The sequence below is a fragment of the Planctomycetia bacterium genome (genome assembly GCA_034440135.1).
Taxonomy (GTDB): Bacteria; Planctomycetota; Planctomycetia; order Pirellulales; family JALHLM01; genus JALHLM01.
Genome location: JAWXBP010000488.1, coordinates 16738 through 34599, shown reverse-complemented (window position 1 = coordinate 34599; position 17862 = coordinate 16738). Strand labels below are relative to the sequence as shown.

Sequence of the window (17862 nt, the reverse complement as noted above, 5' to 3'; positions counted from 1 at the left end):
TCGAAGTTGTCGGACGTCATCGCCACACTCGAAGCGCCGACAGTCAAGCTGCTGACCAGCCACGAATTCCTGTACCACCCGTTATGAAGGAAACGGTTGGGTACAGGAATTCGTGGCTGGTCACTACGGCTCCTTGTTCGCACCGACACTTGGTGGGCAAACGGGTTAGTGATGAAGTTCTCTCCGGTCTTGGGACACTTGGGCGACACGAACGCCGACGACCAAGTCGACATCGAGGACCTCAATAACGTCCGCAATAATTTCGGCGGGGACGGTCTCGGTGATACCGGGGGCGATAACGATATCGATTTCCGCGGCTTGAACGCGGTGCGCAACAATTTCGGCGCTGTCGGCGCGACTGCGGTCCCGAGGCCGCCATCACTGGCGCTACTGGCCCCTGCGGCGATTGGGCTTGTACTGTTCCGCCGCCTATGCGCGAGGCCGCATAGAATTGGCGCATGGAACGGAAATGCTGCCCTCGCTGTTATCGAACGCTGAATGCGTCAGCGGATTTCTTTCCCCCGCCATGCCGGCCGCGCGGATGGCTGGCACGACGAATGACGCGAATGTCGCTCTAAACGGCGACGCCCAGCTTTTTCGCGCGACGGCGGAGCGCCTGCTGGAAATAGACCAGCGGATACGGCCGCCGCTTGCGGGCGTAGGCGAACGTGGAACGCACCAGGCTTTCCGATAGCACGCCAGCGTCGACCAGCGCGACGATGCCGTCGATATACGCAAACTCCTCGGGCCGCCGGCACTTGAGTCCGGTAGTGAGCATGTCGCGTAGCGTAATCGTGCGCCCCGGGGACAGCGGCTTGCTCCCTTGCGCGAACAGCCGACCGGCGACAGACATCATGCCGGTCAATCCGAGAAAGCGCACAAACTGCCGGCGCGTAAAGATGCGAGTGTTCATGCGCGGCTTATAGTAAAGCGCAGCAAACGGTGCAAGAGCAATTCGCATCCTCGAAAACCGGCGAATTGCTTCCAGCTTGCGCCGAAGTTGTTAGCGCTCAGCGTGATCCGCGGACGGCGTCGCGGCCAATTCGTTCCGGATGCCGACGCTTCCGGCGCCCGTCGTCCCGGTCGCGGTCTCCGCATCCGCGGCGGGCCAGAGGATCGCGGTGCCGTCGCGGCTGGCGGTCAATACGTCGAGGCGATCGCCTTCGGCGGTGAAGGCGGCGCTCGTGACCTCCATGGCGTGGCCGCGGAGCGTCAGCAGTTCCTTGCCGGTCAAGTCCCAGATCTTCACCAGGTTGTCACTGGCGGCAGTGAGAATGCGGGAGCTGTCCGGCGAAAAGCCGACGACGGTGATTTCCGCCGTGTGGCCGGAGAGCGCCTGCAATAGCTCGCCGGTTTGGGCATTCCAGACGTGCGCGATATTGTTGGCGTCGCCGGCAATCAGCAGCGCCCCGTCCGGCGAGAGCGACGCCGTGTTGAGCGGCGCGTTGCCATCGCGGAATTCACGTTCCGCCGCGCCCGTAGAAGCGTTCCAGATCGTCGCCGCGCCGTCGTTCGACGCCGTGATGATCCGCGCGCCATCCGCGGACATTTCCGCCGACCGCACACGTCTCCGCGCGTCAATCCGCGTGCTCGGCTGCGCGGTGGCGATGTCCCACAGCACCAATTTGCCATCTTCGCCCGCGGTGAGAATCTGTGAATCGTTCGGCGCGAAGGCCGCCGACGCGAGTCTGCCGGTGTGAACTCCTTCGAGCTTGGCGACCACGCGCTGCTCGCTCACGCTCCAGATTTTGGCCGTGCCATCGGCGCCGGCCGTGACGAGGCGGTCGTCCGAATCATGAGCAAAGGCGAGATGTGTAATCGCGCCCTGTGGGCCAAAGCTCCGCTCCTGTTGGCGCGTGGCCAGATTGAACAACCGCGCATGGCGTCCGCCGACGGCCAGCAAGCTATCTCCATCTGGCGAGAAATTGGCCTGCCAGACCGAACTGCGCCGCGGCGCGTGATCGAGCCAGCCATGCGCCGCATCGGACTTGCCGAGTTCCTCGAACGTATGCAGATCCCACAGGTGAATCTGATACTCCGCTTCCAATCCGGATACTTCGCGGTGGCTGACTGTCGCGGCACGAGCGCCATCGGGCGAGATCGCGACGCTGGAAACCGATTGCGCGCCATGCGGCAATTCGGCCACCACCTGGGAAGTTGCTCGGTCCCAAACGCGGACCTTGTTGTCGGCGCAAGCGGTGATCGCTAACCGATCATTCGGAGTGATCGTCATTGCCCGGACGGGGCGCGGGTGGAAGAGCTCGCGGCCGGAGCGCTTTTCGCCGGTGACAGGATCCCATTCCAGCACGGTGTGATCGTCGCTGGCCGTGATCAGACTCGCGCCATCGGAGGTGAAATGCGCGGCGTTGATCCGTCGCACGTGTCCATGCAATTCGTGCAAAGGTTGGTTTTGATCTAAGTCCCATAGTTGCCCTGGTCCGTCGTCACGGCCGGTGAAGAGCAGCGCCCCTTGCGGCGCAAATGCGGCCGCCGACAACGAGACATCGGCGCGGGCCTCGAGCGACAGCACCTGCGCGGCCGGCGTGGTTTCGCTAAGCTTCCACAATTGCGCGAAAGGACGCGCGGCTTGCTGCTGATTGCCCTTCTCAGCGGCGGGCGAGACGCCGGTGCAGAGCCATTGCCCGCTCGGCGCGAGCGCGGTGACGACATCTTGTGCGGCGCTGCCCGTGCCAGTGAGTCGCGATTGTTCCGCGCCGCTGGCAATGTTCCAGATCCGCACGGTGCTGTCGCGCGCGCCGGTCAGAATGCGTTGACGATCCGGGAAGTACGCGGCCGTTTCGCCAAGGAAATCGTGACCTTCCTCCAGCGTGGCTTCCAGCTTGCCGGTCGCGCGGTCCCAGAGACGTACCGCGCCGTCTTGATGCGCGGTGGCGATCCACTTGCCGTGCGGCGATGCGGCGCTGGAGAGGACCGCGGCGGCGCTATCCTCGGAGTACACAATCTGTTCACGGTATTCGGCCACGGGCCAGACGGCGACCGTGTTATCGAAGCTGCCTGTCACGGCCTGCCGCCCGTTGTCGGCGAAGCGGCAACTGCGGACCCAGCCGTCGTGGCCGCGAAGCGTTTTCACGAGCGTGCCCTTCGCCGCATCCCAGACCTTGACCGTGTGATCGTTGCTGGCGCTCAGCACCTGGTTGCCGTCGGGGGCGAAATCGACGGAGCGTACTTCCGCCGTGTGGCCGCGAAGTTCCAAGTAACGCGGCGCGGCAGCCGGCGCTTGTTCGCGCGCCAGTTGATCGAGGTCGATCGATTCGATCTGATCGATGTCCCAGATCAGCACGCGGCGATCAGCGCCTGCGGAAACCACGCGGCGGCCGTCGGGCGAGAAGGCGCAGGCGTACACCGCGCCGGTATGCCCGCGAAACGCCGGCAAGGGCCAATCGTTCTTGGTTTCGTCGAGCGACCAGATGATCGCCGTGCGATCTTGCCCCGCGGTGACGATGTGCGTTTGATCCGGCGAGAAATCGATATCCCACACCGCGCCGGAATGCCCGATCATGGGGCGACGCAGAGGTTCGGCGGTCGGTTGCGCGGAATCGAGCGCGAGGCTCCACAGTTGCACGGCGCCATCCGCGCCGGCCGTAACCAGCCGCGAACCGTCGTTCGAGATCGCGGCCGCGAGCACCGGTGTTTCGTGCGCCGTGAACTTGAGCATTTCGCGCGGCGCTTCGGCGGACAAGTCCCACAGCTTAACGACGCCTTGTTTCGCGGCGCCGCCCGCCGTGAGGGCGCGCTCTGCGCCGACAAACAATACGACGTTCAACGGACCGCCGTGCTCGAACGCTTGGAGCGATTCGCCCGTCGCGGTGATCCGCCGAACGCTGCCAGAAGTAGCGCCGACGAGAATTTCTTCGCCGTTGGGCGCCACGGCGATCGATTTCACGCGATCACCGACGGGCACGCTCAAATGAGGTTGGCTGGTCAAATGCAGCAGTCGCCGCCATTCCCAATTGCGGTAATCCTGGCTCTCCGCGCGCTGCGGAATGCAGAGTTGCAATAGCTCGAGCGCCTGACCGGCGGCGTTTTCCTCGATCTTGGCCGAAGCTAAACCGATTTGGGCGACGTACGCCTCGTATTCCCGCTGCGAACGCTGCTTGGCTTCGGCCGCGGTGGCTAGCTGAGCCTTTTCGAAGTTGGTCTCGGCCGCGAGTCTGTTGGTGTTGGCAATTTTCTCATTGTCGCTCGCAATCCGCGCATTCGTCTCCGCTTCCGCCCGCTTTAGGTCCAGGTCCTTATTCGCGTTGACCAGGCTTGCTTGAGCGTCGAGGGCCTTGTTGCGCGCGACGTTGGCCTCGTTCCAGTAACGATAAACGACGACAAACGCCACGCTCACGACGGTCAGTACCGTGAAGATGAGCGCCGCGGCGACATTGCGCAGCATGCGCAATCGATTCTGGCGGGCCTGGCGTTCCTTTTGCGCCGCGATGATTTTCTTCCGCAGATCCGCATGGCGAGGTTCCTGCGCGTCCAACAGCGAGGCCGCCAGGTCGTAATCTTCTTTCGCCGTCGCGGCCTTGGCGTAAGCGAGTTTGGCTTCGATCAGTCGCTGCGAAGCCTTGACGTTGCCGCTCCACAGCGCGACCGCCTCTTGAAAGCCGAATAGCGCGCGGGCGTACGTTTGGTAATTGTTAGTGCGCTGCGCCTCGGTCAGGTCGTCTTCCGCCCGCGTCGAGAGGACGATGCTCTCCGAATGCGATTGATACGCGCGGACCGCGGCCTGAAATTCTTGGACCGACCCGTAGCGGCGCGACTGGTCGGTCGACATAGCGCGCTTAGCGATATCCACCAATTCGCCGCTGTGTTTGGTCGGCTGGATTTCATTCCGCGCCGCCGCGTACAGGCAGTTCATGATGTTCTTGCCGGTGTGCGGCGGCTGCCCGGTGATGACCTCGTACAGCATGCCGCCGAGCAAATAGATATCACTCGCCGTGGTGACGCGATCGACCGGGCCGGTGGCCATTTCCGGCGCCATGTAGGCCGGCGTGCCTCCCATGCTGCTCGATTGCGTGATACTGCCCGACTTCCGGAACGTGCCGGTCGAGAGCGCCAGGCCCCAGTCCATCACCAGCACTTCGCCGAAGCCGCCGAGCATCACGTTCTCGGGCTTCAAGTCGCGGTGAATCACGCCGCGGGAATGCGCGAAGGCGACCGCGTCGGCCACCTTCATCAGCACTTCCAGATTCTGCGGCAGCGCATATGTCGTCAGCACTTCCAGCCAAGGCGTGCCGACCACGCGCTTCATCGAGTAGAACAGCGCGCCCGATTCGTTCGAGCCAAGATCGTAAATCGGGACGATGTTAGGGTGGTCCAACTCGCCCGTGACGACCGCCTCGGAAAGGAACTTATGGCGCTGTTCCGCGTCGCCGGCGATCTCGGCGTTGAGCATCTTGACCGCGACGACGCGATCGATGGACGCCTGGCGGGCCGCATAGACCACGCCCATCCCGCCTTCGCCGATCAGGTTCAACAGCTCGTAGTCGGCCGAGATGCTATCCGGCTCTTCCGACTTGCGGACGTCGCGCGGTTTCACGACCAGCGTGGTGCGGCGTAAATCCTTCGCCGCCGCGTCGCCGGTCCGCACGGTCATCCGCGGCGTCACCGCTGGCGGCGTGGCCATCCCCTTCCACATCGCCGTGACGCGGGCCTTCTCTTCTGGCGAAAGATTGCGGACGTCGATCGTCTGCCCAATGGAAGTGATGCGCGAAGCGTCCTTCGATTGGTCGTACGGCTCCTCGAAGAGTCCGGTGCGCAGCGTGTCGCGGACGTCGTCTTCGCCCTCGCCAGGAGGCAGGCCGAAGTTCGAAGTCCGCGCGAGTGACGGATCACCGCCCATCACATGCGCGGAAAAGTCCACTTGGGGCGCGGACCGTTCGCTCACCGGCGACTTCTGCGACTGGCGGACAATTGCGGACAATGTGGCGCGCACCAGCGCCACGGAATCGGTGATCGACGCGTCTTCGACGTACTCCAGCTTGACCGGACGGTTTTCCCATTGATCCGCCGCGGCGGCGCGCTGCTGATCATCCAGGTGCAAAGCGCCGCCGCACACCGGACAGATGCCGGTGTTAAAGACCGTTTCGCTTAGCGTCGAGGAACAGAGTGGACAGGACAGCATAGGGCCTCGCCGGTCGTGCGCCGGCTCAATCGTTGAACGGGATGCTTACGGGCGGGAATTATGTGGCGTCGTTGTGGGGCGCGACGAGCGGATGCTGCGGCGATGCCAAAATCGCTTTGCGGCCGGCACCGCGTCGATGCGACTTGCCATGCCGACTAGACCGGCGGCGGCCAGGTCGAGCGACGTCGTCTGATCGGCGTAGTTCTGCTTCAATTCAACATCTGTCTCGACGGGGGGCGTCGCCGCGCGGCGTCCGCGCGGTTGCCAGGTTTCCCAAGCGCGGTCCAGGCTGGCGTCGTTAACGGGTTGCTCCGGCGCGGCGGCTTCGGGAGGCGCTTGTTGCACGTCGTCCGACGGCTGGTCCAAATCCTCAAGGTCCGCCGGGTCGACCATTTCTCCTTCGCGGACGTAGACCTCGATGATCAGGCGCTCCGCTTTGCCTTCGCGGAGGTCAATGCGATAGTGGCCGTCGGGCCAGATGCGGAAGAAATCGCGAAGGTCCTTCAATTGTGCTTCCGTGAGCAGCAATTCCTTCACGCGTCCGGTGACCGCGTCGCGGACCAGGTCGCCGTCGGGGCGAATAATCCGCAATACGATTTCGCGCACGTCTTCTTCGCCCGCCGTGTCACCGCCCGCTGCGTTGTCGCCAGTCGCTTGCACGGTTGCCGAAGCGGCTGTGTTGGACTGCGGCGCACTGTCGGTGCGATTTGCCTGGGTCAACGGCGCCAGTGAGGGCGCGGCGGGCGGCGCAATGCCGAGCGAGCTCACCAGGCCGGTGCCGGGCACTTGAAACTCCGCCAACTGTACGACCACGCCGCCGTCGTCGTCCATGATCGTGATGCGAATCGGAATCGGCGCCGAAGGATCCACCAGGCCCGACGAGTCGAACAGGTGACTGGCTGCAAACACCGTGGGCGCACCGGGCAGGACCTGGTAGACGTCGTTGGGCTGCCCGTCGCTCCATTCGATCGTGATGGTCCAACTGTCCGCGCCGGGATCGGCGAATTCGCCGTTCAAGTTGCCCGTGGCGTCGGAGCCAATATCCTGCAAGAACAGATTCGTCACGACCGGCGCGACGTTGTTGACCACGATGTTGAAGGTGCGCTGTTGCATGCCGCCGTCGTCGTCGTTGATCGTGACGGTCACGGTGTAATTGCCGTTGTCGGCGTAAACGTGGCCGCCGCCGAAGAAGCCGCTGCTGGAGACGCCGGGCGAACCGTTCGCGTCCGGTGCGGCGCCGGCGCTGTCGATCGACCCGTCGCCCCAATCGATCGAGTAAGTGAACGACTCGGCCTGCTCGCCCGGAAGCGGATTCGAGGCGTTGTCGAATCCGGGATCGGTGAAGGAACCGATATCATTGATGATGATGGGCGTTCCTTCATCGGTGACTCGGTCTCCGACCACGGTCAACGTCGGCGCCACGTTCGTCACGGTGACCTGCACGACTTCGGTGTCGACGCCGCCGTCGTCGTCGAAGAACTGCACGGTGACGAGATAAATGCCATTGTCCGCGAAGACGTGACCGACCAGGCCGCTCGTCAGCACGCCCGGTCCGCCCGGCACTCCGGAGAACACGATTCCGGCTTCGGCAATCCCGTCGCCCCAATCGATGGAGTAACTGAAGGTCTCCGCAATCTCGCCGTTCGGAATCGGGTTCGCGAAGTTGTTGAAGCCAGGATCGGTGAACGTCACGGTCACCACGTCGCCTTCGTTGCCCGCGCCGGGCGCAGTATTGATCGTCGGCGCGACGTTGTTGACCGTAATCGAGAACGTCTGCTGGTGGAAGCCGCCGTCGTCGTCGAAGACAGTGACCGTGACGGTGTAAACGCCGTCGTCGGCGTACGCGTGGCTGCCGTCGAACGAGCCCGCCGTTGGCGTCCCCGCGGAGCCAGTGGTGTCGATCGTCGGCGTGCCGCCGAAGCCCGCGGTGCCATCGCCCCAATCGACGGTAAACGTAAACGTCTCGGTTTGCTCGCCGGGCAACGGATTCAACGGGTTATCGAAACCAGGGTCGGTGAACGACCCGATGTTCGTCAGGTTGACCGTTGCTCCTTCGTTGGCTGCTTGATTGCCGCTCACCACCAACGTCGGCGCGACGTTGGCGACCGTGATCGTAAAGGTGAGTTGATGCGAGCCGCCGTCGTCGTCGGCGACCGTAACGGTGACGGTGTAAATGCCGTCGTCGGCGTAGGTGTGCGTGCCATTGAACGACCCGGCCGTCGGCGTGCCCGCGGCGCCCGGCGTATCGATCGTGCCCGCGCCGTTACTGCTGGTCGTGCCGTCGCCCCAGTCGATCGAGAACGTGAACGTCTCATTCACAGCGCCGCCGGCGGGCGGCGTATCGAAGCCAGGATCGGTGAATGTGCCGATGTCGATGAGCAACACCTGAGCGCCTTCGTTTGACGCCTGATTGACGACTACGGCCAGCGTGGGCGCGACGTTGGCGACGGTGATCGTGAACTGCCCGGAATCGGAATCGTTGTCGTCGTCGAAGACCGTGACGGTGACGGTATAGATGCCGTTGTCGGCGTAAGTGTGGCTGCCGGAAATCGTGCCCGCGCCGCCTCCTTCCGCGATCGTACCTGGCGTCGTAGTGCCGTCCCCCCAGTCGATCGTGGCCGTGTGCGTGGCGTTCGGATCGACGTTGGTGTAGTTACCGACGGGATTCAGCGCAATTTGCGTCCCTTCGTTGGTGCTCTGATTGCCAATCACGTTCAACACCGGCGGGATGCCTGCGACGTTGATCTCGAACGTCTGCGTATGGAATCCGCCGTCGTCGTCGAAGACCGTCACGGTGACGGTGAAATTGCCGCCCGTCGTGTAGGTGTGGCTGCCGTCAAACGAGCCGGCGGTCAACACGCCAATTCCGCCCGGCGTGTCGATCGTGGCCGAGCCCGCGCTGTCCATCGAACCGTCGCCCCAATCGATCTCGAAGGTGAAGGTCTCGGTTTGCTCACCGGGCAATGGGTTCGACGGATTGTCGAAACCGGGGTCGGTGAACGTACCGATGTTGGTGATCGAAATCGGCGTGTCTTCGGTGCCGACCTGGTTGCCAACCACGGTCAGCGTCGGATCGACGTTGGCGACGGTGATCGTAAACGTGCGCTGGTGCTGGCCGCCGTCGTCGTCGAAGACGGTAACGGTGACGGTATACATGCCGTTGTCGGCATAGGTGTGGCTGCCATCGAACGACCCGTCCGTCGTATCGCCCGCGCCGCCGACATCATCGATCGTCGCGGAACCGGCGCTTCCCGCCGTGCCGTCGCCCCAATCGATCGTGTAAGTGAACGTCTCGCTCGTTTCGCCGCCGGGAATCGGGTTCGATGGATTGTTGAAGCCTGGATCCGTGAACGACCCGATGTTCGTGAACGTCGCCTGCGTACCTTCGTCGGTCGTGCGGTTGCTCACCGTTAACGTCGGCGCCACATTGTTCACGGTGATCGTGAATGTTTCCGTGTCGGTCCCGCCGTCGTCATCCGTGATCGTGACGGTGACCGTGTAGGTGCCGTCGTCAGCATAGGTGTGGCTGCCTTCGAAGGAACCGTCGGTCAAATCGCCGACGCCGCCGACGTCGTCAATAGTCGCCGTGCCGGCGCTGTCGGTCGTGCCGTCGCCCCAATCGATGGTGAACGTGAACGTCTCGTTGACCGCGCCGCCGGCCGGAGGCGTGTCATAACCGGGGTCGGTGAACGCGCCGATATTGGTGATCGAGACCTGCGTGCCTTCATCGGTCGTGCGGTCGGTGACGACCGTCAACGTCGGCGCGACGTTGTTCACGGTGATCGTGAACGTCTCCGTGTCAGTCCCGCCGTCGTCGTCGGTGATCGTGACCGTGACCGTGTAAATGCCGTCGTCGGCATACTCGTGGCTGCCGTCGAACGAGCCTTGCGTCAGCACGCCGACGCCGCCGGCCGTGTCGATCGTCGCCGTGCCCGCGCTGTCGGTCGAGCCATCGCCCCAGTCGATCGTGAAGGTGAAGGTTTCATTCACCGCGCCGCCGGCCGGGGGCGTGTCGTAGCCAGGATCGGTGAACGTGCCGATATCCTGGATCGATACCGGCGTCCCTTCGTCGGTGCTGCGATCGGTCGCGACGGTCAGCGTGGGAGCGATGTTGCTGACGGTGATCGTGAACGTCGCCGTATCGGAATCGCCGTCATCGTCCGTGATCGTCAAGGTCACGGTGTAAATGCCGTCGTCGGCGTATTCGTGGCTGCCGTCGAACGAACCGTCCGTCAAATCACCGACGCCGCCGATGTCGTCGACCGTCGCCGTGCCGGCACTGTCGGTCGAGCCGTCGCCCCAGTCAATCGTGAACGTGAATGTCTCATCCACCACGCCGCCGGCCGGGGGCGTGTCGTAGCCGGGATCGGTGAAGGTGCCGATATTGGTGATCGAAATCGGCGTTCCTTCGTCGGTGGTGCGATCCGTCGTGGCCGTCAGCGTGGGCGCGACGTTGTTTACGGTGATCGTGAAGGTATCCGTGTCGGTCCCGCCGTTGTCGTCCGTGACGGTGATCGTGACGGTATAGACGCCGTCGTCGGCGTACTCGTGACTGCCGTCAAAGGAGCCGTTCGTCAAATCGCCGGGGCCGCCAACGTCGTCGATGTCCGCCGTGCCGGCGCTATCCGTGGAACCGTCGCCCCAATCGATCGTGAACGTAAACGTCTCGTCCACTCCGCCACCAGCCGGAGGCGTGTCGTAGCCGGGATCGGTAATCGTGCCGATATTGGTGATCGAGATCGGCGTCCCTTCGTCGACCGTGCGATTGGTCGTCGCGGTAACAGTCGGGTTCACATTCACGACCGTGACCGTAAAGGTATCGCTCTGGAAAGTGCCGTCGTCGCCCGTGACGGTCACCGTCACGGTATAAATGCCATCGTCGGCATAGAAGTGCGAACCAGTCACCTCGCCGTCATTGCCGCCGTTCGGCTCGTCGATGACGCCTGCCGTTGCGGTGCTGCCGTCGCCCCAGTCGATCGTCGCCGTGTGCGGATTGTTGCCCGGGACGTCGTCGTCTTCGAACGTCGCATTGACGTCGACCTCCGACCCCTCGTTGACGCCGGCCTGATTCGGACCGGCTTCGACGGACGTGACCGACAGGACGCGGCGCTCCTCCAGCCGGCGCACGCGCCAGCCGCGAACTCGGCCGTCGTCCCGCACGGGGCGACGCTTCCGGAGGCCCAGTTGCGTGCCGAGCCAGCCGTCGCGAACCCAAGAGCGCCAATGCACGGGCACTATCTCCCGGAGAATCATCAAGGTTTGCCGGAGCGGGCGCAGCGTGAGCGTTGCGCGGCAGCCCGTAACAGAAAGCTTCGTCCGTCGCGCCCCGGAAGATTCATTATCACGAAGATTTGCGGAAAGTGTCAAATATTCGCTACGCCCGGCCGTCTTTGCGCCATCGGCGCTGTGGCAGAGGATTCACCGCAGAGAGCACGGCTTCCGCTCACTGCGCTCGATCCTCCGGTTTCGCCACGCGGCATAATCCTGCGCTCGCACGCGGTGCGGCCGGTATAGCCCGCAAGACCCGGTTGTCCGGTCATTCCGGCAGCGCGCGTGGCAACGCCTGAGCCTGCAATTCCGTGCGAACGCCTGACAACGGTCGAACGGCCGCGACGCCGTCCGTCAATGCGTTGCGACGTGGGGCGACGAAAACACGTATGCCAAGCGGAGCGTTTGTACCTCCGCTAGCGATGGATCGCGACGCGCCGCCTGTACCACGGTGCGCTGGTTGTCAGGGAGGATGGTTCGCATGGCAACGGGTCGGCGCTGGATGTCGCTGCGGTTGGAGATGATGTTGCTGGCCATCGCCTGGTCGGGAATGGCCGCCGCGGGCGAGCCCAACCGGCTGCGCATCCTCGGTCCCGGGACGGCCGCGTCTCCCGTGCAATCGGCCGCGCAAGCTGACGACACCGCGCTGGAAGAATTGCCGGCCGGCTCAGAGCCGCGCCCGCTGCCCTCGGCCGAGGCTTGGGATCTGAAACCCATCGGCGCCGTGACGCTCGACACCGCCGCGCCGGCGGGAGATTTTCCCGAGAACGTCGCCGCCCCTTACATGGAAGCGGCGGGCGAGTATACGGATCAGCCAAATCTCGAAGCCATGGGTTGGAGCTACGGCTACTACTGGCAAGCCTCGGCGTTCTGCCACGGCCCGTTGTACTTCGAAGAAGTGAATCTGGAACGCTACGGCTATTCGCTGGGCGTCCTGCAACCGGCAGTCTCCGGGGCGCACTTTTTCAGCACGCTGCCGCTGCTGCCGTACAAGATGGCGGTCGATCGCCCCGGCACCTGCATCTATACGCTCGGCCAAGCACGCCCCGGCAGCTACACGCCGTTCCAAATCCACCGCCCGCCCCTCCGCTGGGACGCGGCTCTGGTGGAAGGCGCCGCGGTGACCGGCCTGATCTTCCTGATCCCGTAGACGACTTTGCAAGTGGAACCGCGGAAGCGCGGAGGGAAGGCGGCTCGGGCGAGGAGAAAGCGTAGGGCGGGCCGCGCGCGAAATAGATCTAGTGACGCGTCAACCGCGTTCCGAATTTGGATCAACCGTAAATGTGCCAGCGAAGGCCCGCCGCTTCTTGATCCGGCGGGCCTTACGTTTCACAGGTAAAGCGAATCTCGCGTTAATCGAGGCGTTCGAACAACAGACGCCGCTCATAGGCGCGGCCCGCCCTTCGAGCTTTCAAATTCTCCACTCTGCCGCTGATCCCATTCGTGTTGTTCGCGTTTTTTGCGGTTAAATGCGCCGTCCCTCGGCGCCTCCAAGGTTCAATCGCACTAGCCGCCGTTTACCGGCCGAGCGTCGAAAACTTGCCGAGGACGGGCACGCCGAGAGTGCGGCGGACTTCTTCCGTGCTGCGGAGCACTTTGCGGCGCGGTTGCTTGCGCCAGAAGGTCGCGCCTGCCAGTGACAGGGCCAAGAGGGCCCCGCCCCAACGGATTTGCTCGCGACCCATTGATTCATCCGGTTGCGTCGGAATGACGGCGCTCGTGACGCAGGTTTGCAGCTCGGTGCGTAAGGCGGAAAGCTCTTGCCAGGCGTCGCGTTCTTGTTGCACCGCGATCCCAAGTTGCCGATCCGCCGCCGCGACGCGTTTGCGCAACTCCCGCAGCGCTTCGCCGTCGGATGGTGCAGGTGCAGGGACTGGTGGAGCAACTCGCGGCAGGGCTGGCTGCGTGTCCGCGATGACCGGAGGTAGCTGGTTGACGATCTGCTGATTCGCGCCCCCTGTGAATTCCGGGCTGGAATGCAACTGATCGCGCAACTGTGCCAATCGCCAGTCCAAGTCACGGATGACCGGATGCGCCGGAGTCATTGTCAGCAGCAAGCCAGCGCGCCGTCCTTCCAACTCGCCGACGTGCCGGGCGAGGTCGTCCCACAGGGGATTGCGCCGCTCTACGATCGGAGCTTGAACCGGAGGCGCGACAACCGGTTGCGGCGGCATCACTACCGGCGTCGCGGGCGGCGTTTCCGGCGACGCCTTCAATCGCTGGGCGACGTGTTCATCGAGTTGTCGTTGCGCCCGGGCGCGCTCGGCGCGGGCGTGATGTAGCAACGTCAACAGCGCGCGATGACGCTCGTCCGTAAACCGCAGGCCTTCGCCGCGCAGCTCGAAATGGGCGGCGTCGAGCACTTCGTTCACGGAGATAGTCACCGCTTCCGCGTCGGGTCCGCGCGCCGCGACGACGATTTGCGGCGGATGTTCTTCGTCGCCGGTCAGTTTGGCTTCGACGATCGGCCGTACCGGCAGTGGCTGAGCGAGCCAGCGATTCACGCGCGAAGCGTCGGGCCAGAATTCGTCCAAGGACCGTAGCGCGGCTCGCGGAACCCGGACTCGGCCCGAGGCGCTATATGCGACGGGAACGAATTCGGCTAGGCACAGACAGACCAGGAGCGCAACGGCGCCCATCACCGCGGCGGCGATCCATGGTCCGATCCTGGCGGTCATCAAAAGCCCTTCTGGCAGTCTCAATGGCTGTCGTACGCGCCCTTTCCGGCAACACTTCCGCAGGCGCGCAATCCGATATAAACGTCATCGTCCCGAGAGTCTCGGCAACGTGAGAGATCATGGGGCAGCGACCGGCGACGGATCGTCCCAATCGTCGCCGTTTACCTAAACCTCCGTCGACTGGTAGGATGGTCCAACAGCAGCCCGCAGCGCCAGCGAGAGAGAGCTGACGTCGCATGCAGACCTGAGATGAAACTCTCGGTTGCTCCGCAATCAAGCAACTGAGGGCTCGAACCTTCGCCGTACACAACGTCCACTCCGCCTCGCTGGCGCTAACGGCTAAGTGTGCGCGATGCTCGCCGTCAAATCGGCAAGACATCGACCGCGACTTGCAGTTGCGATTTCCCGCCGCCGAGGACGACGCCTTTCACAGGGCTGATGTCGTGGAAGTCTCGGCCCCAGCCGATCGTGATATGGCGTTCGTCGGCCAGGCAGCCGTTCGTGGGATCGAAGTCGACCCAGCCTTGCCGCGGTGAATAGACGCTGACCCAGGCGTGCGAGGCGTCGGCGCCTTCCAGCCGCGCATGACCGGGGGCGGGATCGGTGCGCAGATAACCGCTGACGTAGCGGCAGGCCAGACCGAGCGAGCGGAGGCAGCCGATTTGCAGATGGGCAAAGTCCTGGCAAACGCCGCGCCGTTTATCGAGCACGTCTTCGGTCGAGGTATCAATCGTCGTTGCCGTGGAATCGAACTGAAACTCTTCGAAAATCATCCGCGTCAGTGCAAACGCCGCCGATAGGATCGGCGCATTCGCCTCGAAATGCGCTTCGGCCAGCTCGCGCAGCCGTTCGCTCACGCGGATGTAGGGCGAATCGAAAATGTACTCCAGCGCATCGACGGTCGCCGCATCGTTCGTCGTGCGCAACAGCCGCGCCGTCACTTCCCAAGGCTCCGAATCGTCGAGCGCCGACACGTCTGCTCGCTCAACTTCCACCAGGCTCTCGCTCGCGATCGTCAGTTGCGCATGCGGCGCGTAGATTGCGAAGCTGCGAACCTGGTTTCCAAAATAGTCAGGGTAGTCGTGCAGCGTCGTCGGCGCCGGATCCACCTCCAGCCGATGCTCCAGGCAAGTCTGGCCGTCAAACGTGCGCGGCGTCAGGCGCAGGACGTTGTGGCAGGCGTCGGCCGGCGTAGCGTAAAGATACTCGGTGCGGTGGCGCACGCGGTATTTCATGGTCCGCCCCCCGCCATCGGCCGCGTCGGTTGTACGTGCGTGAGGTAGGTGCGCGTCAAGGTTTGCGATAATGCCTCCATCGTGCGCGTCATGCGCCGCAGCAGCGTCATCAATCGCAAGCGTCGCCCGTTGCGGACCACGAGCACGAGCGAATCGACGTCCACCAGCCGCACTTCGGAGAAGATCGACGTCACCATTCGCAGCTCCGAGGAGCGCGGCTCGCCCTTCCTGGTCGGCTGAATGGCCTTCAAGTGTTGATACAGCGCGGCCAACTGAAACACCGCCGAGCGCGGATTGCCTTCGTCCGCCAGCAGCAAGTCCAGCACTGGCGCGGGATCGGGCCCGAAGACGTAGCGCGAACGATAGGTCATGGCGCTATTGGCGATTTCCAACATCGCCAGCAGCCGCGGGCTTTCATCCTCGCTCGCCATCGCCATGCCGAAACGCAAGAGATCGCAAAGGTCGGCGGCCCGCTCCAGGCGGCGGCCAATCTCCAGGAATTGCCAGCCTTTGTCACGGGTCATCCCGTCCATCGAGTGGCCGCTAAGCATCGAAAGGCGCGCCAGTAGTTGATCCAGCGCCGCGAGTTGCGCGTCGGAGGAGTTCGCTTTGCGCCGCGCCAAGGGACGCAGATCGTCCCGCATCGTGCAGAGCGTGCGCCAAGCGTCGACCGCGAGGCGATCGCGCACCGACATGCCGATTCTGTGTACGCGGCCGACGTCTGCCGTGACCGCGCCGGAGTTCGATTCGTCGAACGCGGCGCGATGAATCAATCGGGAAATCTGCTCCGGCGTCCACGCGGTCGTCGCCAGATCGGCCGGCTCGAGCCGACCGTGCGCGACCAGCAATTCGGCAAAGCAACCCAACTCGTCCAATTGCCCGTGCTCGGTCTGATCGGTCAGGCGATGCAACAAGCAACGCGTCATGCGCGCGCCGAATTCGATCCGCTCCAGGTAGCGCCCCAGCCAAAACAAATCATCGGCCAATCGCGAAGGGAGCGCGAAGCCGGCGCGGCTGAGGGCCGCGACGCGATTTCCCGTCGGCAACAACGTGGCATGATCCTCCGCCGCGCCAAGCACCCAAACGTCCTTGGTGCCGCCGCCGGTCTGTTCGGTCATGATGACCGATTCCGCGGTCTCCGCCACGCGCGCCAACGCGCCGGGCATCACGCGGTATCCGCCGTCGCCGGTCGAAATCGCATACAGCCGCAACATCAGATGCCGCGGCTGCAACCGCCCTTCCTGCCAGGCCGGCGCGGTGGAGAGTTCGACGAATTCCTGCCCAACGTACAACTGCGGCCGCGCGCGCAACTCGGCGATCAACGCGTCCTTGGTTTCCTTCGTGGCCCGCACGGACGGCGCGTCGCGCCGTGGATAGGCCTTTTTGATCACCACCTGATCGAGGTTTTGAATGACTTCATCGAGCGCCGCCTCCTGTCCGCACCACCAGGTGGCCACCGGTGGCATCAGTAGTGGTTCTCCAAGTAGGCGTTCGCACAAGCTCGGCAAAAACGGCAACAGAGCCGGCGATTCCACTACGCCGGCCCCCAGCGGATTGGCGATCGTCACTTTGCCTGCGCGCACTGCCTGCAACAACCCCGGGACGCCGAGCAGCGAGTCTTCCCGCAGCTCCAGCGGATCGCAAAAATTGCTTTCCACGCGCCGCAGAATCACATGCACCGGCAGAAGACCGCTCAATGTCTTGAGAAACACGCCCTGATCGCGAACGGTGAGATCGCTCCCTTCGACCAGCGTGAATCCCAGGTAGCGCGCGAGATACGCTTGCTCGAAGTACGTGGAACTGTACGGTCCGGGCGTCAGAATCACCACGCGAGGTTCTTCCGTGCCGGCTGGCGCCATCGCCAACAGCGTATCGCGCATTTGTCCGAAGAACTTCGCGAGTCGCTTCACGCGCAGGTCGCGTACTAAATCGGGATAGACGCGACTGAGCACGATACGATTTTCCAACGCGTAGCCGGCGCCTGCGGGCGTGTCGGTGCGGTCGGAGACGACCCACCAGTGCCCGTCGGGCGAGCGCGCGACGTCGACCGCATACGTCGCCAGGTGCACGCCATCGGCGGGTTGAATGCCGGCCGCGGCGCGCAAGAAGGCCGGATTGGCGAACACGATTTCCGGCGGCAAATCGCCGGACAAGAACAATTCGCGCGGGCCGTAGATATCGGCCAGCACATGGTTCAGCAACCGCGCGCGCTGACTGACCGCGCGGCTGAGTTCGGTCCATTCCCGCGCGTCGATCACCACGGGCCAGGAATCGAGCAGCCAGGGGCGCTCCAGTTCCATGTCGGTGCCAGGCGGATTGTACGTCACGCCGTATTCGCGCAACAAACGCCGGCACATGTCGTCCCGCGCCTGCAAGTCGTCGAGGCGAGCTCCGGCCAACGCAGAAGCCCACCCACGCCAGGCCGCGCGCACTTCCCCTTTGGCGTCGACGGCTTCATCGAAATGCCCGGACAGCCCGCAGTATCCGTCGGGCAATCGCACCACGTCAGACGCGGCGCCGGCGGACTGGGATTGTTTCATGGGAA

8 protein-coding genes are annotated in these 17862 nt (G+C 64.0%); 2 read left to right on the top strand and 6 right to left on the bottom strand.

The window, feature by feature from the left end; genetic code table 11:
- Window positions 1–171: 171 nt before the first annotated feature.
- The gene (locus SGJ19_27805) at window positions 172–498 is read left to right on the top strand and encodes a hypothetical protein (protein MDZ4784071.1); all 327 of its coding nucleotides are present in this window, start codon (window positions 172–174) and stop codon (window positions 496–498) included.
- Between the two features lie 76 nt (window positions 499–574).
- On the opposite strand, the gene SGJ19_27800 is transcribed toward SGJ19_27805, so the two are convergent.
- The 3 genes from SGJ19_27800 to SGJ19_27790 all read right to left on the bottom strand — a co-directional run bounded on the left by SGJ19_27800 (window position 575) and on the right by SGJ19_27790 (window position 11365).
- Window positions 575–913 (bottom strand): hypothetical protein, encoded by a 339-nt coding sequence (locus SGJ19_27800; GenBank protein MDZ4784070.1) that lies wholly within the window; start codon window positions 911–913, stop codon window positions 575–577.
- Between the two features lie 90 nt (window positions 914–1003).
- Window positions 1004–6136 carry a protein kinase gene (locus SGJ19_27795; GenBank protein ID MDZ4784069.1) on the bottom strand — a complete coding sequence of 1711 codons (5133 nt, stop codon included), beginning with the start codon at window positions 6134–6136 and terminating at the stop codon, window positions 1004–1006.
- A gap of 45 nt (window positions 6137–6181) precedes the next feature.
- Window positions 6182–11365, bottom strand: a complete 5184-nt coding sequence (locus SGJ19_27790) for a PKD domain-containing protein (protein ID MDZ4784068.1) — start codon at window positions 11363–11365, stop codon at window positions 6182–6184.
- Window positions 11366–11885: 520 nt separating this feature from the next.
- On the opposite strand from SGJ19_27790, the gene SGJ19_27785 reads away from it, so the two are divergent.
- A complete protein-coding gene (locus SGJ19_27785) occupies window positions 11886–12554 on the top strand; it encodes a hypothetical protein (GenBank protein MDZ4784067.1) in 669 nt (222 codons plus the stop codon).
- A 367-nt stretch (window positions 12555–12921) separates the two neighbouring features.
- Here SGJ19_27785 and SGJ19_27780 read toward each other — a convergent pair whose 3' ends face one another.
- The 3 genes from SGJ19_27780 to SGJ19_27770 all read right to left on the bottom strand — a co-directional run bounded on the left by SGJ19_27780 (window position 12922) and on the right by SGJ19_27770 (window position 17857).
- Window positions 12922–14082, bottom strand: a complete 1161-nt coding sequence (locus SGJ19_27780) for a hypothetical protein (protein MDZ4784066.1) — start codon at window positions 14080–14082, stop codon at window positions 12922–12924.
- A gap of 362 nt (window positions 14083–14444) precedes the next feature.
- Complete coding sequence (locus tag SGJ19_27775; protein MDZ4784065.1) at window positions 14445–15317, bottom strand: transglutaminase family protein; 873 nt, start codon at window positions 15315–15317, stop codon at window positions 14445–14447.
- Window positions 15314–17857, bottom strand: coding sequence for a circularly permuted type 2 ATP-grasp protein (locus tag SGJ19_27770; protein ID MDZ4784064.1), 2544 nt, complete (start codon window positions 17855–17857; stop codon window positions 15314–15316). Before SGJ19_27770 ends, SGJ19_27775 begins: the two co-directional genes overlap by 4 nt.
- Between the last annotated feature and the right edge of the window lie 5 nt (window positions 17858–17862).